Origin of the sequence: Mucilaginibacter sp., assembly GCF_028288185.1 — a bacterium.
Classification (GTDB): Bacteria; Bacteroidota; Bacteroidia; order Sphingobacteriales; family Sphingobacteriaceae; genus Mucilaginibacter.
In genome coordinates, this window is the sequence record NZ_JAQBOF010000010.1 from 23,628 (window position 1) to 48,161 (window position 24,534).

Sequence of the window (24,534 nt, forward strand, 5' to 3'; positions counted from 1 at the left end):
AGGCGGCCGCCCGGCCGCCTTCTATATTTTAATGAAAGATTAACCGGGTAATTATATCAATATTATTTATGAAGGGAAGCACCCGTTTATTCATTGTTATTATCTCAGGTATATTATTCACACTGGCTGCATTTCTTTCGCAATGCGCCTCCGATAATGGGCAAAAGCCAGACCTGCGAGGTGAAGCTTATGCTGATGAAACCACGTGCGCAAGCTGCCACAAAAATATAAGTAACTCTTACATACACACAGCCCATTTTAAAACATCAGGCCCTATTACCGGCAATAATTTACCGGCAAAATCAAGAGCCAGAAACCACTCGTTTATTTATAATAACGATCTGAAAATTATTATTGAAACGCGTAAAGACGGCATTTACCAGACTGCCTGGTTTAAAGGTAAAGAAGTACGCAGCCAAAAAATGGATATCGCGTTTGGCGCAAATGAAAAAGCACAAACATATGGTTACTGGAAAGGAAACCGGGTTTATGAATTACCATTATCTTTTTTTGATACAATAAATGACTGGGGCATTAGTCCGGGTTTTCCGTCTAATGTAGTTTATTATGACAGGGCAATTGTAAGTCATTGTTTTGAATGTCATGGGTCTTACCTTAAAAAGAGTTTTGTGCAAACCGGTCCTTTATCTGTCGCCGAAGAATTTTCAAAACATTCAATAATTTATGGCATAGATTGCCAGCGGTGCCATGGCCCGGCCGCTAACCATGTACAATTTCATTTAGAAAACCCAACTGTTAAAACAGCCAGGTATATTACAACCTACAACTCATTAAACAAGCAACTAAAGGTTAATATGTGTGCAGTATGTCATGGCGGCAATGACTTGAAAACAGAAAAATCAACCTTTGGCTATAAGCCCGGCGATAACCTGGCAAGTTTTTATGACCCCAATTTTGGAATGACTACAGAGCCTGATGTGCATGGCAACCAGGCAACATTGCTGCAACGCAGCAAATGTTATATTAACAGTACAAATTTAACTTGTACCACCTGTCATGATGTACATCAGCAAGAAAAGCATGACCCGGTAATTAGTTCACAAAAATGTTTGGACTGTCATAAAACAAAAACCCATAACTTTTGCAAAATGGCCCCGCAGTTAGGCAACGCAATAGCAGGTAAATGTATTGACTGCCACATGCCTGCAATGCCATCAAGACTGATATCATTCAAAATGTCGGCACAAAATCAAAATTCGCCATACTTATTACATACACACCAAATTGCGGTTTACCCCGAGCAAACCAAACAGATACTATCATTAATAAATAATATTAAAAAAAGCGATTAACATCGTCACTAACGATAAAATCTCCTCATGAAAACAAAAGAAACTTATTTTTTTACAGCAATGTTTATGGTTGTTGTTGCAACCGGCAGCTGCCAAAAAAAACAACCTGTTACAGGTGGTACAAATACAACACCCGACCCGGTTGTTACCGCACCTGTTAAAACTGATGTAGCAATGTGGTTAACGCAGCCAGACCAAAGCTCGTTGTTTCAAAAACAAAATATTGGCCTGCTTTTTAGTTCGGGCACAAATTCAAACCCCACAATTACCATTGATACTACAAAGACTTACCAAACCATCGATGGTTTTGGCTACACACTTACCGGCGGCAGCGCAACGCTTATTAATAATTTACCCGCCGCACAAAAAGATGCTTTGTTAAAAGAACTATTTGCAACCGATAGCACCAAAATAGGGGTGAGTTACCTGCGGATTAGTTTAGGTGCGTCTGATCTAAGTGCTACAACTTTTACTTATGATGAATTGCCGGCCGGGCAAACATCAGATAACGCGCTGCAATATTTCAGCATCGACCAGGAAAAAACAGACCTGATACCTATCCTTAAAAAAATTATAGCCATCAATCCGTCCATAAAAATATTGTCATGCCCATGGACTTCGCCTACCTGGATGAAAACTAATAATAGTTTCAGAGGAGGTAGCCTAAGCACAACTTATTATGATGCTTACGCAAGGTATTTCATAAAATATATCCAGGCCATGAAAGCCGAAGGCATAATTATTGATGCCATCACGCCGCAAAATGAGCCCTTAAACCCTAATAATACGCCAAGCTTGGTAATGCAGGCCAACGAACAGACTGCATTTATAAAAAACTATTTAGGCCCACAATTTAAAACGGCGGGCATAACCACTAAAATTATATCATACGATCATAATTTAGATCGTACAGATTACCCTTTAACTGTTTTAGCCGATGCAGCCGCTAATCCTTATGTAGATGGTTCGGCATTTCATTTATATTCCGGTAGCATTACTTCTATGTCGGCAGTGCATGATGCCTATCCTACCAAAAACGTTTATTTTACCGAGCAATGGGTTGGTGGGCCCGGTAATTTCGCCGGCGATCTTTCGTGGCACGTTAATAATTTAATTATTGGCGCTACCCGTAACTGGAGCCGTAATGTATTAGAATGGAATCTTGCTGCAGATGCAGGCTACGGCCCGCATACCGTTGGTGGCTGCACTACTTGTTTGGGTGCGCTAACTATCGGGCCCGCTACTGTAACGCGCAATGTGTCTTATTATATAGTTGCACATGCGTCAAAATTTGTAAGGCCCGGATCGGTACGTATAGACTCTAATACCCCCGACAATTTAAGCAATGTAGCCTTTAAAACTGCCGATGGCAAAAAGGTTTTGATTGTTTTAAATACATCGGCCACGCTGCAAAACTTCAACATAAAATTTAATAACAAAATAGTAACTGCATCGCTTGGTGGCGGCTCGGTAGCAACATTTGTTTGGTAGCCTGAAACCTAAACCATCAGAATGAAAAGACATACTATATTACTTATACTAAGCCTGGTACATTTAAGTCTTACGCTATCGGCACAAAAAAAACCTGTTCAACCTAAAAGTGCCGATGCAATTGATATTAAAGTTAAAACGCTATTGGCTAAAATGACGCTGGACGAGAAAATTGGCCAACTTAACCAATACACCAGCGACCGCTTAGCTACCGGCCCGCTTACACCTAATAGCAGCAAATTTAATGAGATAAAAACCGGCAAAGTAGGTTCTATGCTTAATGTAAAGGGCGCAAAAGAAACCCGGATGGTGCAGGAACTGGCCATGCAATCGCGCCTTAAAATACCGTTGCTTTTTGGGCTTGATGTGATACATGGTTACAGGGTTACCTTCCCGGTTCCCTTGGCCGAAGCCGCAAGTTGGGACTTGGGTATGATAGAAACATCGGCCAGGATAGCTGGTAAAGAAGCAGCATCAGCAGGTATTCACTGGACATTTGCGCCAATGGTTGACATTGCCCGCGACCCACGCTGGGGCCGGGTAATGGAAGGTGCTGGAGAGGACCCGTATTTAGGTTCATTAATTGCTGGTGCGCGGGTAAAAGGTTTCCAGGGTAAAGGGTTAGGTAGTTTGGATGCGATAATGGCTTGTGCCAAACACTTTGCTGCATACGGTGCGGCAATAGGTGGTCGTGATTATAACACAACCGATATGAGCGACCGCACACTTTGGGAAGTGTACCTTCCACCCTTTAAAGCCGCGCTTGATGCCGGTGCCGCTACCTTTATGAACGGATTTAATGATCTAAATGGTGTGCCTGCAACAGGTAACAGTTATTTGCAGCGCGATATTTTAAAAGGCAAATGGGCCTTTAAGGGTTTTGTGGTAAGTGATTGGGGATCAATAGGCGAAATGGTGAACCATGGTTTTGCAACTGACAATAAACAAGCAGGCATGCTGGCTATTAATGCCGGCAGCGATATGGATATGGAAAGCCACAGTTATATTGTAAACCTTGCGCAATTGGTAAAAGAGGAAAAGGTATCTGTCGTTACAATTAATGAGGCGGTAAAACGTATCCTGCGCAAAAAATTTGAGATGGGATTATTTGATGATCCTTATCGCTTTAGCAATGAAGAGCGCGAAAAAAACACATTAAATTCGCCCGAAAATAGGGGCGCCGCGCGCGATATCGCGAAGCATAGCATTGTATTGTTGAAAAACGATAACCAGTTATTACCCCTGTCAAAAACAATTAAAATCATCGCGGTAATAGGCCCGCTGGCTAAATCAAATATAGATATGATGGGTTTTTGGTCGGTTAAGTGGGACAATGACCATTTGGTTTCGCCGTACGAGGGAATAGAGAACAAGGTTGGAAAGACAACAAAGTTACTATATGCGCAAGGCTGTGATGTAACTGATACCTCAAAAGCAAATTTTAGCCAGGCAGTTGCAACCGCTATGCAGGCTGATGTTGTGGTGCTTGCAGTAGGCGAACATTTTGATATGACAGGCGAAGCCAAAAGTAAAGCAAACATACATTTACCCGGCGTGCAGGAGGACCTTATTAAGGCCATTAAAGCCACGGGGAAGCCCATTGTTGTATTAACGATGTCTGGCCGCCCGATGATATTTAATTGGACTGCAGACCACGCTGATGCCATCCTGCAGACATGGTGGTTGGGCAGCGAAGCAGGTAACGCCATAGCAGATGTACTGTTTGGTGACTATAATCCATCAGGCAAGCTGCCTATATCGTTCCCACGATCTGAAGGGCAGATCCCGGTTTATTACAATTACAAAAACACCGGCAGGCCATCAACTAACGATTATGGCACCGGCTACAAATCGGGATACACAGACCTTCAAAACAGTCCGCGTTACGCGTTTGGTTACGGTTTAAGTTACACACAATTTGAATTGTCAGACCTGAAACTGAATAAAATAAGCATTAAGCCTAATGAAAACATCAAAGTAACATGCACCTTAAAAAACACAGGCAAATATGCCGGCGAAGAGGTAGTGCAACTATATTTACGCGATGAAGTAGGCAGCGTTACACGCCCGGTAAAAGAGTTAAAAGGTTTTGAAAAAGTTTACTTGAAGGCCGGCGAGAGTAAGGCGGTTACCTTTGTGATCAATAAAGAAAAACTATCTTTCTACAATCAGAAAATGAACTGGACAACCGAGCCCGGTACTTTTGATGTAATGATAGGCAACTCATCAGATCATATCATATTAAATAGTAAATTTGAGCTTGTGCAATAAACCCGCATCCCGATGGCAAAGCTTTTTGTTTTTGTATTTCTAATATGTGCCTATGCACCGGTAAAGGCCCAGTTTGTTAGTTTATCTAGTACCGAGGTTAAGACGTTGGCAAATGCCATCAAAACCGATGACAAGGTAAGGGCGATATTTGAACCCATAAAAACTACTGCCGAAAAAGCTTTAAATGACCACCCCAATCCTATCGAAAAGATCACATCGCAGGGTTTATTGGCAGGAAACCCGGCTAAAACAGCAAGTTTGAAGGCTGTTGATGATGCGCCTAAGATCTATGCGCTGGCGCTATATTACAGGCTTTATAACGATAAGCAATATTTAAATAAAGCCACTGAGTATTTAACAGCCTGGGCAAAAATAAACCAACCAACTGGCGACCCAATAGACGGAACTAAACTGGAAGATCTGATAGCCGGGTATGACCTGGTAAGGGATAAAGTGAATGCGCAGACAAAAGCGGATATAGATGCTTGGTTGGATAAATTTGCAAGTGAGCAGATAAACAGCGAATCGTTAAAATCAGGAAAACTAACTGCGATTAATAACTGGAACTCGCACCGCTTAAAAGTTATTACGTTTATTGTTTACACGCTGCATAGTAAAAAACAGGAGCAATATGTTAATGATGAAATTGAAAAACAAATAGCCCAAAATCTATTTGTAGACGGTTCGGGTTTCGACTTTAAACAACGGGACGCGCTACATTATCATGTGTATACGCTTGAACCATTACTAAAAGCAATAATAGTTATAAATAGGGCCACTGGTAAAAATTACTATACCTTTCAGTCTAAAAGTCAATCGTCAATTCAGCAATCGGTACAATTCCTGATGCCATTTATCACCGGCGAGAAAACTCATATTGAATTTTTAAACAGCACCGTAAAGTTTGACCGCGACCGGGCAGCCAACCACGAAAAAGGATACGAGCCGGCTAATTTTGTACCGAAATCAGGTATTTTGGTACTGTCTTTGGCAAGTTATTTTGATCCTTCTTTACAGGAGATCATCAAAAAAGTAAACGGCGATAATTATAACGACTGGCAGCTGGTATTAAATAAAGTTAGAACGCATATTAAATGAAAAAGATAGCTACCATACTATTAACCATTGTTACCACAATGGCTTACGCGCAGCATGACGCAAAAAAGGATTTTAAATTTGCTGAAGACCAAACAGAGGTTTTGTTAAAAGCAACAGCCGATGCCAAAAGTAAAGCTACCAAACCAAACCTGGTAGCGCCTCGTACTGTTGACGCGCAAGGTAACCTGGTACTTATATCATCAAGAGACTGGGTAAGTGGCTTTTTTTCGGGCGAATTATGGTACCTGTATGACTATACACATAACAAAAAATGGCTGGAAACCGCGAAAGATTTCACAGCTAAAATAGAACCTGAACAAAATAATGGCGATAGCCACGATGTTGGTTTTAAAATATACACCAGCGTGGGTAATGCCTATCGCCTTACAAATGACCCACATTATAAAGATGTAATTGTAACAGCTGCCAAAACCTTGTCTACCCGTTTTAATCCCGCTGTAGGTTGTATAAAATCATGGGATGGGCGTAAGGAATGGCCTTTCCCTGTGATCATAGATAATATGATGAACCTTGAGCTAATGTTTGCCGCCACCCGTTTATCTGGCGATTCAAGTTTTTATAAAATAGCCGTTACCCATGCAAACACTACACTTAAAAATCATTTCAGGCCCGATTACAGCTCTTACCACGTAGTAGATTATGACCCTGCAACCGGCGAGGTACGCCATCGCCAAACACACCAGGGCTATGCCGATGAGTCCGCATGGGCTAGGGGACAGGCATGGGCTTTGTATGGGTTTACCATGTGCTACCGCGAAACCCACGATAAGAAATATTTAGTGCAGGCCGAGCACATTGCCCAATTTATACTAAACAGCCCTACTTTACCTGCCGACAAAGTGCCTTATTGGGATTTTAATGCGCCGGGAATTCCTAACGAACCGCGCGATGCTTCTGCAGCAGCTATTATAGCATCGGCACTTTACGAGTTAAGTACTTATAGCGCCAATAGTAAATTATATAAAGCAACTGCCGATAAGATAGTTTATAGCCTAACCAATAACTATACAGCCAGGCCGGGCGAAAGCCAGGGATTTATTTTGTTGCATAGCACCGGGCATAAGCCCGCTAAAAGCGAAATTGATGTGCCGATAAGTTATGCTGATTATTACTATTTAGAGGCATTAACCCGCCAGGACCGTTTAGCTAAAGGCATGCGGTTATAAAACAATGATTACATTACGAGGGCTACCCAACCCTGTTGGGCACCTTTTTTCCTGGCCCGCTTTTGCTCGCTCAATACTTTTTTTATACGGATGGCGTAAGACCAGCAGGTGCTTTGCCGAATACCTATCTTTTGCGATAATTGGTAAGATGATATGGTGCCTTTACTGCTATAAACCAGGTATACTATATAAAAGGCTTTGTTGATGGGGATGCGGTTATTTTCGAAAATAGTATTGTGCATAGCCGATTCCTCATAGCTGCATTTGGTGCAGCGGCGACTGTAAGGCACCCTGCCGCCCGAATAGCTATCATGATTACAACGAATACATTGATAACCGTTTTGCCATTTTAAATCGGACAGGAATTTATTACAACTTTCCTGGTCGGGATACTTGGCGCTAAACTCCTCAAAACTAAGCTCAGTTGACAGTGCCCTGGCGTCTGTAACTTTTTCTATATCGTTTTGAAGCTGAACATTATCTTTTTCAAGCAAAATGTTCATTCGATTAATTTCAGCTGCCTGTAGTTCCAGTTGGTGATTGGTGCTTTCTAATAATTGGTTTTGCTGCTCAATAGTTTGCGACTGCGTTAAGATCTCTTCAGATTTTTTTATAACCTCTTTGGTTCTTGCTTTCACCTGCAAGTCCAATTCCTGGTTAATGGTGTCTTTAAGTTTATTGTTGATGTCCATTTGCTGTATGGTTTCATCAAGTGCGGCATCTTTTTCTTTCCGCATAATACGCACCTGGTCGCCAATAGCGAATGATAGAAACAACATCTCAACCACAAAACAAAAACCTATGCTATAGTATGATAAAAACTCGGGTAAAAAGTACGCGTATCCTAAAGCGGTAATTGCTTTAACTATGAAACCGGTAAATAGTACCGCATAAGCCAATACAAAGAATCTTGCCGGTTTAAAGCCCCTGCGATATATGTTTATACCAGTGACGAAGGCGATAGAAAGTGGAATAACCTCCACAAATTTGTAAATAAACAGCCCCTTGTTAAATAGCAAGCAGTATAAGAAATATATCGTTCTTACAACAAGAATAATATTTATGGCATAGTAAAGCCTGTAGGACTTTTGCTTTACCTGTAACAATTCTTTGGTAAATATCAATGCAAACACACTTACCAAATACATAGCAATGCCATACATGTAATCATTTAAGACTGGGGTGTTTGGCCATAAATATTGAAATGCGATACCGTCGACACTCATTTCATACCACGCTACGCATATAATGTATATCACATAATACAGGTACTGCTTCTTCCTTATTGCTGTAAACATTAACAGGTTATGGAAACAAAAAATCAATATCATGCCATAGAACAACCCAAAGCTGAAATATTCTAACAGTGCATACTGGATAAAATAATCAACCGTACGATATACTATAATTACCTTAACAGGATTTTTTGAGCGAACTTTAAAATAATACGTATGTTCACCTTTGGATGGATCGGTAATTAAAAATTCGAAGTTTTTATGAAGGTAAAGCCTGTTAGTAAAACTGGCATCAGCACCCGAACTGGAGATTTTATAACTGCCTTTGCCGTTAGAGATGTATGCCGTAACCTCATCAGTCGTTTGGTCAAAAAATTCAAAAAGGCAGGTTCTTTTAGTGATCGACTGCTTAAAGTGCACTTTTATGCGGTACCAATAGGCATATTTATTAGTGTTATTGCTTGGATAATAAACATTGTTATGGATGAAGTCTCCGTCCAGACGCTTTACCTCATCAAAAGTTAGCTTATTGCTTTTATCTTTCAGATAATCAAGCTCGTTTTGTACAAATTTATGCTGTTTGACCGTAGTATCAACAAGCACCACGTTTTGAGCATAAGCCGTTTTGACCGAAAAAAACGCGCACCCAAGAAACAGCAGGACCTTCAAATCAGAGATACGCATTGGTAATACAATAAAATGGCCTAATTGGTTTGTAATTGTACTCAAATATAACATATCCCATCCTAAAATTCGAAGAAATTAAGCGATATCACTACCAAAAATTAACATTTATTATGGATCTTAATGAATCGAATGCGGAATATGCTGCCCGAGGCCTTTGGCGTGCCGGACAGCCTGACGCATGGCAGTTGCCGGAGTTGTTTGACGGGCACGAGGCCGTGGTCCCCGCAATGTGGCGGCGGTTGACAGGGGCAGGCGGCGGTATTAGTCGGTAAAGTTCTGTGTAAATTAAGACCCCGAACTTTGCGATTATTTGAATCAGTTTGAATGAGAATTCATAAAAAGCGCTATAAATGTCATATTTATAGCGCTTTTTATCTGTTTTAAAGATAAGGAGCGGAGAGCTAGGGATTCGAACCCCAGGACCTGTTACAGTCAACAGTTTTCAAGACTGCCGCAATCGACCACTCTGCCAGCTCTCCGGGGACAAAAGTACAAATCCGGGCCGAATTGCCAAACCTGATTTTCACTTTTTTTAACAATTTTTTAAAAGGTCATAAATGATTGATGATTAGTTGATTGTAAATCTAATCAATCAGTTTTTCTGCACGAAAGTTGTTAAAACGTGGTTTTACAATTTTTAAATTACGTTTAGAAAGGTCAATACTTGCGTTTAATTCAAACCCGATTAACAATATCAGCGAGTTTAAATATAACCACAACATCACCACGATAATGGTGCCTATGGAGCCATATATTTTATTGTATGATGCAAAATGGTTAATATAATAGGTAAACCCTAATGACGTTAAAATAGCCAACCCTGTAGCCAATATAGACCCCGGGCTTAAAAATGCCCACTTTAATTTATGCGATGGCCCGTAACGGTATAACAGCGATATAGTAACAAAGAATATGCCTATAATAATTAACCATCTGGATAGTATAAGCAGGTATATCCAAAAATGACTTTTGCTGGCAATATGGCTTTGCAGGTAGGTTATAGCACTTTCGCCGGCTATCATAATCGCTATAGCTATAATAAGCGCTATACTGATGATTATAGTAAGTAACATAGCAATGCCACGGCGCTTTAACCAACTACGTTTTTCGAGTATAAGCGATGAATTATTAAATGCCTGCATTAAGGTGCTTACACCATTGGTTGCAAAATATAAAGCGGTGATAAATCCTAAAGATAATAAGCTTGCATTTCGATGTTTGATAATGTCTTCTATGGTAGTTTCAAAAGCCAGGTAGGCGTAGGTAGGTAAAATGGTATGCAATAGCTCCAGCAGTTTATCCTGGAAATTATCAACGGGTACATAGGCTATCAGCGTAAACAAAAACAGGGTACCGGGGAAAAGCGCCAGCATAAAGTTATAAGCCAGCGATGATGCTTTGTTTAACAACGAATCTTCTAAAAACTCATTAATGAGCGAAATACTAACCGCGTATATAGAAAGGTTACCAAAACCGGGTAAAACAGCAGATTTGGTCCACTTAACAAAGGCCCGGTAAATTTTTATGCGAAGAAGTAAACGATTCACCCATCTCATTCGAGCTAATTTACTTAAAAAATGGCTTTAATTTATCCAAAAATTCAGACGAAGGCAGGCATGGGCGGTTAGTCGTCATATTAACAAAGACCAAGAGCGTTTCGGCCTGGTGTATCAGTTCTTTTTTTTCGTTGTACAGATCATACCTGAAATAGATCTTTACGCCCGGCATTTTATCCATGATAACCTTCACCGTGATCTCCTCATCATACAAGGCAGGTTTTAAATACTTGCTTTTCATTTCCAACACTGGCATCATTATGCCCGATGCCTCCATACCGCTATAAGTTAGGCCAAGGCTGCGTAACATTTCTACACGGGCAACCTCGTAAAACTCAGCATAATTGCCGTAGTACATATAACCCATTTGATCGGTTTCGCCGTAACGTACTCGTATTTTGGTTGAATATTCAAACATTATTTTTTAATGTTATGTTCGTCCAACGCCTTACGGAATTTTTGCGCGTTAATATTATGCTGGGCCACATTGGTAGCAAAATTATGCCTATTTGAAAAATCCTCTTTAGCTACCATGTATAAGTAATCGTTTTTCTGATAATTAAGTACAGCTTTAACCGCGTTTACCGATGGCAACATAACAGGGCCCGGAGGTAAACCAGTATGCAGGTAGGTATTGTAAGGCGAATTTACCGATAGATATTTATTCAACACCCTATGAATAGTAAAATCATGCATGGCAAAAATAATCGTAGGGTCCGACTCCAGCTTCATGCCTTTGCGTAACCGGTTTAAATACAAGCCGGCAATAGTTGGCATTTCATCGTCATAAACTGCCTCTGCATCAACTATTGATGCTAATATGGATACTTGAGGCTCACTTAAATTTATGGCTGCTGCCTGCTGCTTACGCTCAGGCGTCCAAAAGGTTTCATAATGCGAGTACATACGTTTATAAAACTTCTCGGGTGATATATTCCAATACAATTGGTAAGTATCGGGCATAATCATTACAAAAGCGTTGTCTGTGTTAAAACCGTACTGTTTTACAAAATCAGTCGAGTCAAGGTAATGGAGCAGGGTTAATGAATCGGCTTCCAGTTTTTTACTTACAAATCCTGCAAATTGTTCTTTGGTTCTGAAAACGTGGAAAGATAGCTCAACCTGTTCCTGCTCGCCAAGTTGTAACATACGTATAAACTTGCGGTTGCTCATACCTTCGTGCAAACGGTATTTACCTGGTTTTACATGCTCTGCATATTTCATGTTATAAGCAGCCCATGAAAATGTGGCGGTATCTTTTACTATTCCTTTTTCGCGAATGGTTTTATAAACGTCATTAAAGTCTTCGCCGGTATGTATGTATAGGTACTCCTCGTTGCCGGTAACATTAGGGCCAAAGTATCTTAGATAATAAAATATTAAAGTACCCCCTAGTCCTAAAACGATCAAAACTACCAGGGCAATAATAAATTTCCTGAATATTCCGCCTGATGATGTTTGTTTAGCCATGATATAAAAGTATGGTTAAGACTGCAATTTTTGCAATGCTAATAATCCGCCTGTTAAGTTTTTTACATTTTGATAACCGTTGCTTATCAAAATTGATTGAGCCGTTTGGCTACGCAAGCCGGCTTTACATATAACAATTATTTCATCGGTTTTGTTAGGATGAACAAAGTCTGATTTTTCAGTTAATTTAGATAGGGGAATGTTTTTGCCCCCGATATTATAGGTATGGTATTCAATTTCCTCACGTACATCAAGCAAATTTAGCTCCTCGCCGCTTTGCAACCTGCTTTGTAAACTGCCTGCACTAATCTGCTGCATTATTTTTTAGCTTGTGTAACTGTTAGGTTTATTTTTGTGCCAATGCTTACTTTGGTTACCGAATCTGTTTTCATAGGGAACTGGCTAACAACCACAACATTGCTTGAATCGGTTATGATACCCTGGTAGGTAATGGTCCCTATGGATAAGTTTGAATTTTTTAATACAAACCGCACCGCGTCAAGGTCCTGGTTGGTAAGGTCAGGTACTTCAACTTCGCTGGCGCCTACACCATCGCCCAATACCAGATCAATTTTTGATCCTTTAGGTATTTTTGTGCCGGGTTTAATAGTTTGGCCGGCTATCCTTGTTTCTAAAACTACGTTAAGCGCTATGTCCGATCGGTAAGTTGTATCACCAACCTTTAACCCATTGTTTGATAAGGTAGCCGCCGCTTGTATATATGGCATTTGTTCAATATCTGGCAATGCTACAGGAGGGGCCTTAACAGTCACCATGGTTAAATAGATCTTACGATGTTCTTTAACATTGGTTTCAGGATCGGGATCTTGTTCAAGTACGGTCCCGGGCGGGGCATCACCTACATAAACAGAATCTACCTGGTAATCAAATCCCTGCTCTTTTAATATGTTGATGGCTTGGTCTATAGGCAAGCCTTTTAGTTTAGGTACAGGTATGCCAGAGCCATGATTAGTATAAAAACTCAGACTAAAAAAAGCTATTAAAACTATTGCTATAACAGACCCAATAGCTAACAGTATAGTGTTTCTAAAAGATTTAGTTTTTAAATAGGCCCCAAATTTATTCATCCGCAGTTAGGTGATATTATACTTAATCACGCATCAAACATAAGGATAATTTCGGATTTATCGGTTTGAAAAACTAATGTATTAATTAAACATCCTGCTTCAAAAAATAATTATATTTGACCGTATGACAATGAAACCATCATGGGCTACTGTCTACGTATCGGAGTGAAATAGACTAGTTCATGATAGCTTCATTACCATTAAAAACAAACTGCGTAGCACTCATGAGTGCCACTGAAAAACAATTATTAACGAATAATTATTCTAATGAAAAACATAGCCCTTTTGGCCGGTGGGTTTACCGGTGAATACGAAGTGTCTTTAAACAGCGCCCAAAATATTGCTGCCAATTTAAACAAGAACAAGTATAACGTTTATACCATATTGGTTAATCGCGACCGTTGGTTTTATGAGGAGGGCAGCAATAGGATAGATGTTGACAAAAATGATTTCAGCATAACAGTTAAGGGCGACAAGATAAAGTTTGATTTCGCATTCATTACCATACACGGTACGCCGGGCGAAGATGGAAAAATGCAAGGCTACCTGGACCTGGTAAACATCCCGTACAATACCTGCGATGTTACTGCATCGGCTATTAGTATGAATAAGGCTTATACCAAAACCATTGTAAATGGTATACACGGTTTACATACGGCCAAGTCTATGCGCTTATTTAAGAGTGATGGACACGATATTGCTACTATAGCTTCAACGCTAAAATTCCCGTTGTTTATTAAGCCTAATAATGGGGGCAGCAGTGTAGGGATGAGTAAGGTTTATAATGCTGCCAAACTACCGGCTGCTATCCACAAAGCTTTTAATGAGGATGACCAGATATTGGTTGAGGAGTTTATAAAAGGCCGTGAGTTTAGCCAGGGGATAGCCCGCCTGCAAGGCAAAATAATAGTATTGCCTACTACCGAGATCATAAGCTCGAAAGACTTTTTTGATTACGAGGCTAAATATACTTCGGGGGTGTCCGAAGAGATAACGCCGGCTGATCTATCATCAGAAAAGAATGAGGAAATAGCCGGGATACTTACCGAAGTGTATGTGCGGTTAAACTGCAAAGGAATGGTAAGGATAGATTTTATTTTGTTAGAAGGAACGTTAGATTTCTATTTCATCGAAATAAACACCACACCCGGCCAATCATCAAATAGCCTGATACCGCAACAGGTACGGGCGGCAGGTATGAGCGTGCCTGATTTTTATAGCGAGTTGATAGAAGGGAATATGTAAACAGGTGTACCACTGCGCGTGTGTCTTGATGATACACTTTGATACACCTATTTTTATAATTATTTGTTAATGAGTTAATTGTATTTTTGAATTTAATTTCATGATACAGTTTGGCACACTTTTTCTGACTTAAAAGTCATTTTGGTACAAGTCAAGCGCCACCAATACCATATCCTTAACCAACTATGCGAAGAAGAGATTTTATCAAAACGTCTACCATAGCAGGTGGATATGCTATAACCGGCCCGGCGCTGCTAGCCAATGCCGGTAGTTTGTTTCCTTCGACTGAAAAGAGTTTAACTGACGATAAAGCCTGGTTTAATAAATCAATGCGCTGGGCGCAGTTGGCTTTTGTTGAAAATGACCCGGCCAAATGCGACCCCGATTTCTGGCTTGATTATTTTAAACGCATCCACGCGCAGGGCGCTTTGTTGAGTGCCGGCGGGGTAGTGGCTTTTTATCCTACCGATGTCCCTTTACACCATCGCAGCGATTATTTAGGCAATAAAGACCTGGTTGGTTATATGGTAGAGGGTTGCCGCAAAATGAATATGACCGTTTGCCTGCGCACCGACCCGCATGCTGCACGACAAAATGTGTACGATGCGCATCCCGATTGGATAGCAGTTACTGCTGATGGTAAAAAACGCCGTCACTGGGCCAATCCTGATCTATGGGTTACCTGCGCGTTGGGCCCCTATAATTTTGATTTCATGACATCGGTTCACAAAGAGATCATGACCAGGTATAAACCCGAAGGCATATTCTCTAACCGTTGGTCGGGCAGTGGTATGTGTTATTGCGAGCATTGTGTACAAAACTTCAAAGCATTTTCGGGTGGTATGGAACTGCCCCGGGATGGTGGTTCGACAGCTAAGTATCGCGAATGGAATACCGCCCGTTTAAAAGAATTATGGTTTTTATGGGATGCCGAGATGCGTAAAATAAAACCGGTATCGCGTTTTATCCCTAACGGGTTCCCAGATAGAAAAATAACCGGACAATTGGCAGATATATTTTTTGTTGACAGGCAGGGCCGGTCGGGCAATATACCACCATGGGACAGTGGCCGCGGCGCAAAAGAATTACGTGCCGGTGGTATGGACATGAAACCCCTGATACATATTTTTAGCGTGGGACTAGAAGAGTCTCCACGCTGGAAAGACTCGGTAAATACAGCTGCGGAGTTAAGGATATGGGCTGTTAATGGCGTGGCTAACGGCATGTTGCCATGCTTTGTAAAATTTGGCGCCACACCTATTGATAAACGCTGGATGAGCCCTATAGAACAGGTTTACCAGGGGTTTTATCGCAGCGAAAAGTACCTGCGCAATACCGCATCAATGGCAAGGGTGGCCGTATTAGAACAAGGCGTCGCAAGCGCGGGTGGCAAGCCATGGCAAACAAACGGTGCGTATCACATGAATGGTATGTACCATAGTTTGGTAGAGGGGCATGTGCCTTTCGAAATGATTAACTCTGCCGTGCTTAATGCCGAACTATTGAAGCCTTATAAGCTATTGGTATTGCCAAATATTACCTCGCTTTCTGATAGTCAATGCGCTATCATAACCAAATTTGTTGAGGATGGCGGAAGTGTTGTGGCTTCTTTTGAATCATCGTTATATGATGAGAATGGTAAAAAGCGTATAGATTTTGGACTGGCTAACCTATTTGGGGTAAGTTTTGATAATGCTGTTGAAGGGCCGATGCAAAACAGCTATTTGCGGTTACATAGTGATGCAGCTACCAATAAATTTCACCCGGTATTAGAAGGGCTGGAAGACGCTAACCGCATTATTAATGGTATATATACGGTTAAGGTGAAACCGGTGGCGACTAATTTCCCCAGCCCGGTTACTTTAGTGCCAACCTACCCGGATCTGCCGATGGAAGATGTTTACACCCGTAATCCGGACCCCGATACCCGTGAGCTTTATTTACGCGAGATTGGGAAAGGCCGGGTAGCTTACATCCCCTGGGATATTGAAAGGACTTTTTGGCAATACATGGCGCCTGATCATGGAAAGCTATTAAATAATACCATTAAATGGGCGCTTAACGAAGAGCCGGTAGTTGCAGTTACCGCACCGGGGTTAATAGAAACCACCGTGTGGCGGCAAGAGCAGTCTATGGCGGTGCATTTGGTTAACCTAACCAACCCAATGATGATGAAAGGCCCCATGCGCGAGCTGATACCTGTTAACGCCGATGTTAGCATTAAAATACCCGCTAATGCAAAAGTAACAGGTGTGAACTTACCTGTAAGCGAACGAAAACCGGCATATACTATTAAAGATGGCAGGATTATGCTAACAGTCACGCAGATAATGGATCATGAAATTGTAGGGATAGATTTGGCGTGATTAAGGCAGATAAACTTTTCCGCTTTATAAAAAATTTGTGCTATCTGTATTTATTTCCCGGCTTTCTTTTGTGATGATATATAGCTACAATAATGACTATTTGTAGATCTTCTTCGACCATATAAATGATAGTGAATGGATATTTATGAATGTTTAATTCATAATAGTTTTTGTATTCATTACGATTTTGCTTTGGGTCTGAACAGATGTGAGCTAAAGCTCTATCAATATCATTTACAAAATTAGTTGCTGCTTTTAAACTGCGTTTAAGATACCATGATACTGAGGATTCGTAGTCGTCCTGGGCAGATGGGTGAAGCCGGTATTTAAAAGCTATCACTTACTTGGTTACAAGTAGTTTCTGGATTTTTTGACGACTTTCCTCTTCACTAATCAAATTAATATTGCCTGCCTGATAATCAGCATATCGTTGGTCAAGCATATTTTTTAGTTCGTCTGTATATACTATGGTTTCAGTATCGGCAACCCTAAACTTCAACCCTAATTGCGCTATAAATTCTTTTATAGCAGTAAGATCCCTATCCTTTGTAATTTCGACTGTTATTGTTGTCATTTAACAAATTTAAAGAAATAAATTAAAATATATCTATTCAACTACAGCAAATTTACCGCAATTCGGCTTGCTGCACAAAATCATAATAAGGGCACCTAAATTATTTTTTAAAAGAGGTGTAGTGGTTTATTACATCGTTGGGGATTTTGGCAGCTTTGCCAGTATTCATATCTATCATCACAAAATCAAACCAGCCATCGCAGCATATTTTAGTAGTAGTTTTGTTTTTAATGTTGAATTGTACGCGGCAAATTTTCTCGTCAATGCTTTCAATCCCGGTAGTAACAATAAAGTAATCGCCCAATATTAAAGGGCGTTTATAATCAACAAAAACACTGCGTACTAGCCAACCATTGCCCTGCTCCAAAAACTTTTCCATAGCCATACCATAGCAACGCTCCATTTGGTCATAACGGGCAGCTAATACATAATCAAAGTATTTGCTGTTATGTACGTGGCGATACATATCAATATCATCGGGGCGTACACGGTATTCAGTTTCGAAAGTGGCGTAACTCATGGTTAAGTTAAAAACCAAAAGTAAAAATTCAAAAGGGAATAATTAGAATAGATGTCCTTTTAAAATTAAGAAATCGACAGTTTTAATATGTAACTTTAATTACCAATTCAATGCCAATGCAACGTCCTGTTTTCATGTTTTTCTTGTTGACATGCTTTATCAGCAGCAGCCACTTAAAAGCACAAGTAATATTTAATGGCGATCTTGAAAATATAGACCCTAAAACCAATATGCCGGTGGCCTGGACAAACGCTATGAAAGGCGGCTATACCTACACCCTGGATAGCAATGTTGTGTATCACGGCAAATATTCTATTTGCATTACATCAAGCGATGCTTACCCTTATGGTGCTATTAACTGCGTTATCCCGTATAATTTTACCGGGCACACGTTACAATTAAAAGGATTTATAAAAACAGAAAATGTTACCAATGGCTACGCAGGTATATGGATGCGGGTAAATGGCATTGACGAGTTTGATAAAATGGAAAAGCAAAATCTGCATGGTACTAATGATTGGAAGGAGTACACAATTTCAATGCCTTATAATAGTGATGTTGCACGCAGCCTTAATGTTGGGGCTTTATTAACGGGCAAAGGCAAAATGTGGTTTGACAACCTGCGGCTGTATTTGGATGGAAAGTTGATTGAGAAGGTACCCTATAAGCCCGTTGTAGAGCCAACCGTAAATAGACCATAAGTTTCATCACCATAGGGAGGATTGAGATTGCTACCGGAAGTTGGTAATTAAGAGATTCCTTCTATATTTGACGAAACCTAAATATATTCCTCCATGCTAAAAAGAATACTCATCGCCTTAATTTTATTGCTTAACGCTGCGGCTATTTATGCGCAGCAATATTCGGCAAAAAATCTTTTGGGCCGATGGGAATCAACACGGAAGAAAGAAATTAATATGGCTTTTTTTACAGACTCTACCGGCGCCTTCCTGAGTGATGATGGGTTTTTAAAAAATAAAATAAAGTATACCATCAAGCCCGATAAGGACATTATTAAGCTTGACGCTACTATTCAAATTGACCGGAAAAGCCCGAGCTACGAAAAGTTTTATTTTAAGTTTATTAGCGACAGTGTTTTGATTACCAGTAGGGGAAGCGCTATCCCCAAAAAAATAGATACGAGCGATAAGAAAATAGAAGTTTACAAAAAAATAAAGTATGATTTGCCGGGTACAGAAATGCGCATGCACAATTTTAAGGATCTGTTGGGTTTGTGGAAATATTCCTTTAAGGATACTTTAAATAGCTGGGAGCTTAACTTTGTTGATGATAGTACTGTTTATAGCAAAAACGGCAGACAGAACTCAGTGAGGCTAAGTTACGTTGCTGATTTTACCAAACAGCCAATGATGATAGATTTTTACAAGGGTAACGAACCTGTAGATGAGGCGATTTTTTACTTTTATAACAGAAATATTATGCTAGTGGAATATTCTGGGCATGATAAACGGCGGGATCATTTTAAGGCCTTTCTGATAGGAATCAAAGCGCTCATCCCGTATAAGAGGCAAACATCAGCTAAAAACTAATCACCTGCAATGCTTGGTATATTTGCACTGGTAATCATGTTAATTTCGTTTTATATTTGAGAAACCTAAATGCAACTATCGCATGAAAAAAAGAATACTTATCACCTTAATTTTATTAGTCAACACAGCACTTCTATACGCGCAAAGCTATTCGGCGAAAGATCTGGTAGGCAGATGGCAATCATCACGATTTAAAAATTCTAACATAATTTTTACCAGTGATACAACCGGGGCATGGCTAGATAAAGGCGGTTTTGTATTGAATAGATTTAAGTACATACCTGCCATACAAAAAGTAGGCGACAGGCAAATGAATTTTAAATTTACAACTCAATTAAACCGCAAAAAACCAAGTTTTGAACGTGGCTATATCAAGTTTTTAAACGACAGTGTAATCTTACTTAGAATTAATAGTTGGGACATACCTAAGGATGCCGATACCACCAATAAAAAGGTAGGAGTTTATTTAAAAATAAAACAGCCTATGACCGGCACTGAAATGCATTTGCCGATTTATAAAGATTTGTTAGGCCAATGGGGCAATTCGTTTAAAGGAAAAATAAGTGATCATAAGTTTATTTTTGTTGATGACAAGACTGTGTATTATAAAGATACCACTCACCTGATAAAATTGAGATATGTGGTTGATTTTAGACAACAACCTATTCCTGTTGATTTTTATTCGGGCCAGAAACTTGTTAAACAAATGTATTTAGGTTTTTATACTACAGATAGAATACGCATTCAATCATTCAATAACTATAATAGAGGGGGTCATTTTAACGTTTTTGGAAATAATGCTTTTTTTGTGCGTGAAAAAAAAGAGTTTACGTTTGTTGATCAGTATTAAAACATACTTGCATAATAATAATAATACACTTACCTTTGCACCCACAAATAACAAAATTATTAACGCTTTAATATTATTTACGTAATGTATTTAAGTACAGAAGAAAAACAAGAAATTTTCGCAAAACACGGTAAAGATGCAGCAGACACAGGTTCAACCGAAGGTCAGGTAGCATTATTCACTTACCGTATCGCACATTTAACAGGGCATTTGAAAAAAAACAAACATGATTTTTCAACCCAATTATCACTGCAAAAATTAGTAGGTAAACGCCGCGGATTGCTGGCTTACCTTTACAAAAAAGATATTTCAAGATACCGTGCCATCATCAAAGCTTTAGCGCTTAGGGATATCATTAAGTAACTTAAAGTTATTTTTTACAAAAAGCCGTCTCTACTAGGAGATGGCTTTTTTACTTTACGAATTAATATACACACAATAAAAAAACCGATACGCTCTAAAAGATGAAAAGCGCATCACAACGAAAACAAGATGAGTTTAAACGTAATTAAAAAGGTGATCGATTTAGGTGACGGCCGCACCATCGAGATCGAAACAGGAAAATTGGCCAAACAAGCCGATGGCTCTGTAGTAATAAAAATGGGTGATACCATGTTATTGGCTACTGTAGTATCATCACAAGAAGCAAAAGAAGGTATTGATTTTTTACCCCTTTCTGTTGATTATCAAGAAAAATACGCTGCTACCGGTCGTATCCCTGGTGGATTTTTACGCCGCGAGGCTCGTTTATCAGACTATGAGGTTTTGATCTCGCGTTTGGTTGACCGTGCATTGCGCCCAATGTTCCCGGATGATTATCATGCGGACACACAAGTAATGATATCATTAATATCAGCTGATAAAGATATCATGCCTGATTGTTTAGCAGGTTTAGCTGCATCAGCTGCATTAGCTTGTTCTGATATTCCGTTTAACGGCCCTATATCAGAAGTACGTGTAGCTAAAGTTGATGGTAAATTAATTATCAACCCAACTTTAAGCCAATTGCAAACTGCAACTTTAGAGTTTATAGTAGCAGGTAGCGAGCATGACATCAACATGGTGGAAGGTGAAAGCGCCGAGATACAAGAAGAAGAATTGGTTGAAGCTATTAAATTTGCACACACTGCTATTAAAATACAGTGTTTAGCTCAAAAAGAGTTAACCATTGAATTGAATAAAACCGAAAAACGTACTTACAGCCATGAGCACAGCAATGACGAGCTTGAAAAAGCTATCTATGCTGCTACTTATGATAAAGTTTACGCTATTGCAGGCGAAGCTTCTGGTAAAGACGAGCGTGGTGCTAAATTTAAAGCAGTACGTGATGAGTATATCGCTACTTTAGGCGAGATTGATGATATAACTAAATCATTAGCTAAAAAATATTATCACGATGTTGAGTATGACGCTATCCGTAACCTTGTATTAGACGAAGGCAAACGTTTAGACGGCCGTACAACTACACAAATACGCCCAATATGGAGCGAAGTTGGTTATTTACCTGCTGCTCACGGTTCGGCTGTATTTACACGTGGCGAAACACAGTCATTAACATCAGTTACCTTAGGTGCTAAGGATGATGAACAAATGATTGACGGCGCGTTCATTAATGGTTACCAAAAATTCTTGTTACATTATAACTTCCCAGGTTTCTCAACCGGCGAGGTTCGTCCTAACAGGGGTGCAGGCCGTCGCGAGATTGGTCATGGTAACTTAGCTATGCGTTCATTAAAACGTGTATTACCTGCCGAGGATGCAAATCCTTATACTATCCGTATTGTTTCTGATATCTTAGAATCTAACGGTTCATCATCAATGGCTACGGTTTGTGCCGGTACATTGGCTTTGATGGATGCAGGTATCAAAATTACCAACCCGGTATCAGGTATCGCGATGGGATTGATCACTAACGAAATGGGTACTAAATATGCTATCCTTTCTGATATCTTAGGTGACGAAGATCACTTAGGTGATATGGACTTTAAAGTAACAGGTACTAAAAATGGTATTGTTGCTGTACAAATGGACTTGAAAATAAACGGTTTATCATACGAAGTTTTAACCAACGCGTTAAACCAGGCTAAAGATGGTCGTTTACACATACTAGGCGAAATGGCTAAAACCATGGAAGCACCTCGCGAAGATTACAAACCACACGCTCCGCGTATCGTTACTATCCGTATCGACAAAGAGTTTATCGGTGCCGTTATCGGACCTGGTGGCAAGATCATCCAAGAAATGCAGCGTGAAACCGGTGCTACTATCTCTATTGAAGAAGTTGGCAACCAGGGTGTAGTTCAAATATTTGCTGATAACAAAGAAGCAATTGACAAAGCTGTTACCCGTATTAAAAACATAGCTTCTAAACCAGAGGTTGGTGAGATTTACGAAGGTAAAGTAAAATCAATTATGCCTTTTGGTGCATTTGTTGAAATTATGCCAGGTAAAGACGGTTTATTGCACATATCAGAAATTGACCACAAACGTATTGAAACTATGGACGGCATTTTTGAAGTCGGCGATGAAGTACGTGTGAAATTGCTTGATGTTGATAAGCAAGGTAAATTAAAACTTTCGCGTAAGGTTTTATTACCTAAGCCAGAAGCAGCTAAGTAATAGCCTCACCCTAAATCCCTATTTACCGCTTGCGGAAGAGAAGGTGGTCGAGCGATGCAAAGACCGGGTGAGTAATCATATTTTAAACAGTAAAGGCCTTAGAAATAAGGCCTTTACTGTTTAATCGAAATTTTGTTTTAATTATTTTTTATTTTTTGAAACAAAAAGCTGTTTTTTGAGCTTTATATCTTTTATAGTTAGTTGATAAAAGCTAAAAGGCCGATCCAAATTGAAATGACCTCTACTACCAATGATCCTTTAGACTTTCTCAATAACAATAATAATTCTGGCAAACTGGCAGGCCCTGGTGCCGATTTGGTACAGATGTTATTGTATGAAATAATAAGGGTAAAAGAACTTATTGCTTATTATGACTCCATTCCAAATGGGGGCGGGCAGCTTGGCTCATCTATTTTAACCGAACTGATTACCGAAGCCTACAACTCGTTAGTTAACTATGATATTATACTGATGAAAAAATACTATGATCTTTTGTTGAATTGTGATTGATTTTTGTCATTGGTCATTAAGTCATTAGTCATTGAATGACGGCCTTTAGCATGTTTGCTAATAAACTTACCACAATTCCCTACATTTAATATATTTGCAACAACTAATGATTAATGACACAATGACCAATGACCATTTGATTGCTCCATCAATTTTATCTGCCGATTTTGGGAATCTGCAACGTGATATAGAAATGCTTAATCAAAGCGAAGCAGACTGGATACACGTTGATATAATGGATGGTTTATTTGTGCCTAACATATCATTTGGTTTCCCGGTGGCCGAGGTTGCCTATAAGCACGCTACAAAGCCACTGGATGTACATTTAATGATAGTAGACCCTGATCGTTACCTTAAACGTTTTGCAGCCGCGGGTGCAGCCGGTATAACCGTGCAATTAGAAGCTTGCCCTAATTTACATCGTACTATACAAGTTATTAAAGAATTAGGATGCAGGGCAGGAGTGGCCATTAACCCGCATAGCCCTGTTGCTTTATTGGAAGATATTGTTGGTGACCTTGACCTGGTTTTGATCATGTCTGTAAATCCAGGTTTTGGCGGGCAGCACTTTATTGAAAATACTTACAAAAAGGTAGCTGATATTAAAAGGCTAGCCGAAAAATATAATCCTGATCTGTTTATAGAAGTTGACGGCGGAGTTGATAAAAACAACGCTGGGGAATTGTTTTCGGTTGGTGCAAATGTGTTAGTTGCGGGTAGCTCGGTGTTCTCGGCATCTAGTCCGTCGGCAATGATCTCAACGCTCAAAAACTCCTGAATGTTATTACAATCATAATACAAATAGTACAACTTTTTAATTTTATTTAATAAAAGGGCTGTAAAAGTCATTTTTATTAAATATTTATATTTTTTAAAATAAATGTAAATAAACCCTGTAAACTTT

The 24,534-nt window shown here is 39.8% G+C and carries 23 protein-coding genes and 1 tRNA gene; 14 read left to right on the forward strand and 10 right to left on the reverse strand.

Annotated elements, in window-relative coordinates; genetic code table 11:
- The first annotated feature begins 68 nt into the window (after positions 1 to 68).
- Genes JWQ34_RS04435 through JWQ34_RS04455 form a run of 5 tightly spaced genes read left to right on the forward strand, consistent with a single transcriptional unit; the run spans position 69 to position 7,360 of the window.
- Positions 69 to 1,313, forward strand: a complete 1,245-nt coding sequence (locus tag JWQ34_RS04435) for a hypothetical protein (RefSeq protein ID WP_299354475.1) — start codon at positions 69 to 71, stop codon at positions 1,311 to 1,313.
- A gap of 27 nt (positions 1,314 to 1,340) precedes the next feature.
- The gene (locus JWQ34_RS04440; RefSeq protein ID WP_299354478.1) at positions 1,341 to 2,804 is read left to right on the forward strand and encodes a glycoside hydrolase family 30 beta sandwich domain-containing protein; all 1,464 of its coding nucleotides are present in this window, start codon (positions 1,341 to 1,343) and stop codon (positions 2,802 to 2,804) included.
- A 21-nt stretch (positions 2,805 to 2,825) separates the two neighbouring features.
- The gene (locus JWQ34_RS04445; RefSeq protein ID WP_299354481.1) at positions 2,826 to 5,075 is read left to right on the forward strand and encodes a glycoside hydrolase family 3 N-terminal domain-containing protein; all 2,250 of its coding nucleotides are present in this window, start codon (positions 2,826 to 2,828) and stop codon (positions 5,073 to 5,075) included.
- 12 nt (positions 5,076 to 5,087) lie between these two features.
- The gene (locus tag JWQ34_RS04450) at positions 5,088 to 6,173 is read left to right on the forward strand and encodes an alginate lyase family protein (RefSeq protein WP_299354484.1); all 1,086 of its coding nucleotides are present in this window, start codon (positions 5,088 to 5,090) and stop codon (positions 6,171 to 6,173) included.
- The gene (locus JWQ34_RS04455) at positions 6,170 to 7,360 is read left to right on the forward strand and encodes a glycoside hydrolase family 88 protein (RefSeq protein ID WP_299354489.1); all 1,191 of its coding nucleotides are present in this window, start codon (positions 6,170 to 6,172) and stop codon (positions 7,358 to 7,360) included. The genes JWQ34_RS04450 and JWQ34_RS04455 overlap by 4 nt, the downstream gene beginning before the upstream one ends.
- An 8-nt stretch (positions 7,361 to 7,368) precedes the next feature.
- On the opposite strand, the gene JWQ34_RS04460 is transcribed toward JWQ34_RS04455, so the two are convergent.
- The 7 genes from JWQ34_RS04460 to JWQ34_RS04490 all read right to left on the reverse strand — a co-directional run bounded on the left by JWQ34_RS04460 (position 7,369) and on the right by JWQ34_RS04490 (position 13,396).
- Complete coding sequence (locus tag JWQ34_RS04460) at positions 7,369 to 9,279, reverse strand: 7TM diverse intracellular signaling domain-containing protein (protein ID WP_299354492.1); 1,911 nt, start codon at positions 9,277 to 9,279, stop codon at positions 7,369 to 7,371.
- Between the two features lie 397 nt (positions 9,280 to 9,676).
- Positions 9,677 to 9,761, reverse strand: a tRNA-Ser gene (locus tag JWQ34_RS04465).
- Between the two features lie 105 nt (positions 9,762 to 9,866).
- Positions 9,867 to 10,838 (reverse strand): YihY/virulence factor BrkB family protein, encoded by a 972-nt coding sequence (locus tag JWQ34_RS04470; RefSeq protein WP_299354495.1) that lies wholly within the window; start codon positions 10,836 to 10,838, stop codon positions 9,867 to 9,869.
- A gap of 10 nt (positions 10,839 to 10,848) precedes the next feature.
- Positions 10,849 to 11,256, reverse strand: coding sequence for a thioesterase family protein (locus JWQ34_RS04475; RefSeq protein WP_299354498.1), 408 nt, complete (start codon positions 11,254 to 11,256; stop codon positions 10,849 to 10,851).
- The gene (gene mltG, locus JWQ34_RS04480; RefSeq protein ID WP_299354501.1) at positions 11,256 to 12,308 is read right to left on the reverse strand and encodes an endolytic transglycosylase MltG; all 1,053 of its coding nucleotides are present in this window, start codon (positions 12,306 to 12,308) and stop codon (positions 11,256 to 11,258) included. The genes JWQ34_RS04475 and mltG overlap by 1 nt, the downstream gene beginning before the upstream one ends.
- Before the next feature lie 15 nt (positions 12,309 to 12,323).
- Positions 12,324 to 12,626, reverse strand: coding sequence for a rhodanese-like domain-containing protein (locus JWQ34_RS04485; RefSeq protein ID WP_299354504.1), 303 nt, complete (start codon positions 12,624 to 12,626; stop codon positions 12,324 to 12,326).
- Positions 12,626 to 13,396 (reverse strand): PASTA domain-containing protein, encoded by a 771-nt coding sequence (locus JWQ34_RS04490; protein WP_299354507.1) that lies wholly within the window; start codon positions 13,394 to 13,396, stop codon positions 12,626 to 12,628. The genes JWQ34_RS04485 and JWQ34_RS04490 overlap by 1 nt, the downstream gene beginning before the upstream one ends.
- Before the next feature lie 267 nt (positions 13,397 to 13,663).
- Here JWQ34_RS04490 and JWQ34_RS04495 point away from each other — a divergent pair, with 267 nt between their 5' ends.
- Positions 13,664 to 14,641, forward strand: a complete 978-nt coding sequence (locus JWQ34_RS04495) for a D-alanine--D-alanine ligase (RefSeq protein ID WP_299354509.1) — start codon at positions 13,664 to 13,666, stop codon at positions 14,639 to 14,641.
- 185 nt (positions 14,642 to 14,826) lie between these two features.
- Positions 14,827 to 17,007 (forward strand): alpha-amylase family protein, encoded by a 2,181-nt coding sequence (locus JWQ34_RS04500; RefSeq protein WP_299354512.1) that lies wholly within the window; start codon positions 14,827 to 14,829, stop codon positions 17,005 to 17,007.
- A 40-nt stretch (positions 17,008 to 17,047) separates the two neighbouring features.
- On the opposite strand, the gene JWQ34_RS19120 is transcribed toward JWQ34_RS04500, so the two are convergent.
- The 3 genes from JWQ34_RS19120 to JWQ34_RS04510 all read right to left on the reverse strand — a co-directional run bounded on the left by JWQ34_RS19120 (position 17,048) and on the right by JWQ34_RS04510 (position 18,101).
- Positions 17,048 to 17,347 carry a type II toxin-antitoxin system RelE/ParE family toxin gene (locus JWQ34_RS19120; protein WP_367278593.1) on the reverse strand — a complete coding sequence of 100 codons (300 nt, stop codon included), beginning with the start codon at positions 17,345 to 17,347 and terminating at the stop codon, positions 17,048 to 17,050.
- Positions 17,348 to 17,581 (reverse strand): hypothetical protein, encoded by a 234-nt coding sequence (locus JWQ34_RS04505; RefSeq protein WP_299354516.1) that lies wholly within the window; start codon positions 17,579 to 17,581, stop codon positions 17,348 to 17,350.
- A 100-nt stretch (positions 17,582 to 17,681) separates the two neighbouring features.
- Complete coding sequence (locus tag JWQ34_RS04510) at positions 17,682 to 18,101, reverse strand: acyl-CoA thioesterase (RefSeq protein ID WP_299354518.1); 420 nt, start codon at positions 18,099 to 18,101, stop codon at positions 17,682 to 17,684.
- A 116-nt stretch (positions 18,102 to 18,217) separates the two neighbouring features.
- Between JWQ34_RS04510 and JWQ34_RS04515 the strand changes: the two genes are divergently transcribed.
- The 7 genes from JWQ34_RS04515 to rpe all read left to right on the forward strand — a co-directional run bounded on the left by JWQ34_RS04515 (position 18,218) and on the right by rpe (position 24,408).
- The gene (locus JWQ34_RS04515) at positions 18,218 to 18,802 is read left to right on the forward strand and encodes a hypothetical protein (protein WP_299354522.1); all 585 of its coding nucleotides are present in this window, start codon (positions 18,218 to 18,220) and stop codon (positions 18,800 to 18,802) included.
- Positions 18,803 to 18,895: 93 nt separating this feature from the next.
- A complete protein-coding gene (locus tag JWQ34_RS04520; protein WP_299354525.1) occupies positions 18,896 to 19,651 on the forward strand; it encodes a hypothetical protein in 756 nt (251 codons plus the stop codon).
- Between the two features lie 82 nt (positions 19,652 to 19,733).
- A complete protein-coding gene (locus JWQ34_RS04525; protein ID WP_299354528.1) occupies positions 19,734 to 20,501 on the forward strand; it encodes a hypothetical protein in 768 nt (255 codons plus the stop codon).
- Positions 20,502 to 20,585: 84 nt separating this feature from the next.
- The gene (gene rpsO, locus JWQ34_RS04530) at positions 20,586 to 20,864 is read left to right on the forward strand and encodes a 30S ribosomal protein S15 (protein ID WP_299354531.1); all 279 of its coding nucleotides are present in this window, start codon (positions 20,586 to 20,588) and stop codon (positions 20,862 to 20,864) included.
- Between the two features lie 129 nt (positions 20,865 to 20,993).
- On the forward strand, positions 20,994 to 23,120 hold the full coding sequence (pnp, locus tag JWQ34_RS04535; protein WP_299354534.1) for a polyribonucleotide nucleotidyltransferase: 2,127 nt from the start codon (positions 20,994 to 20,996) through the stop codon (positions 23,118 to 23,120).
- A gap of 234 nt (positions 23,121 to 23,354) precedes the next feature.
- The gene (locus tag JWQ34_RS04540; protein ID WP_299354537.1) at positions 23,355 to 23,630 is read left to right on the forward strand and encodes a hypothetical protein; all 276 of its coding nucleotides are present in this window, start codon (positions 23,355 to 23,357) and stop codon (positions 23,628 to 23,630) included.
- A gap of 106 nt (positions 23,631 to 23,736) precedes the next feature.
- Positions 23,737 to 24,408, forward strand: a complete 672-nt coding sequence (gene rpe / locus JWQ34_RS04545; protein ID WP_299354540.1) for a ribulose-phosphate 3-epimerase — start codon at positions 23,737 to 23,739, stop codon at positions 24,406 to 24,408.
- Positions 24,409 to 24,534: the final 126 nt, after the last annotated feature.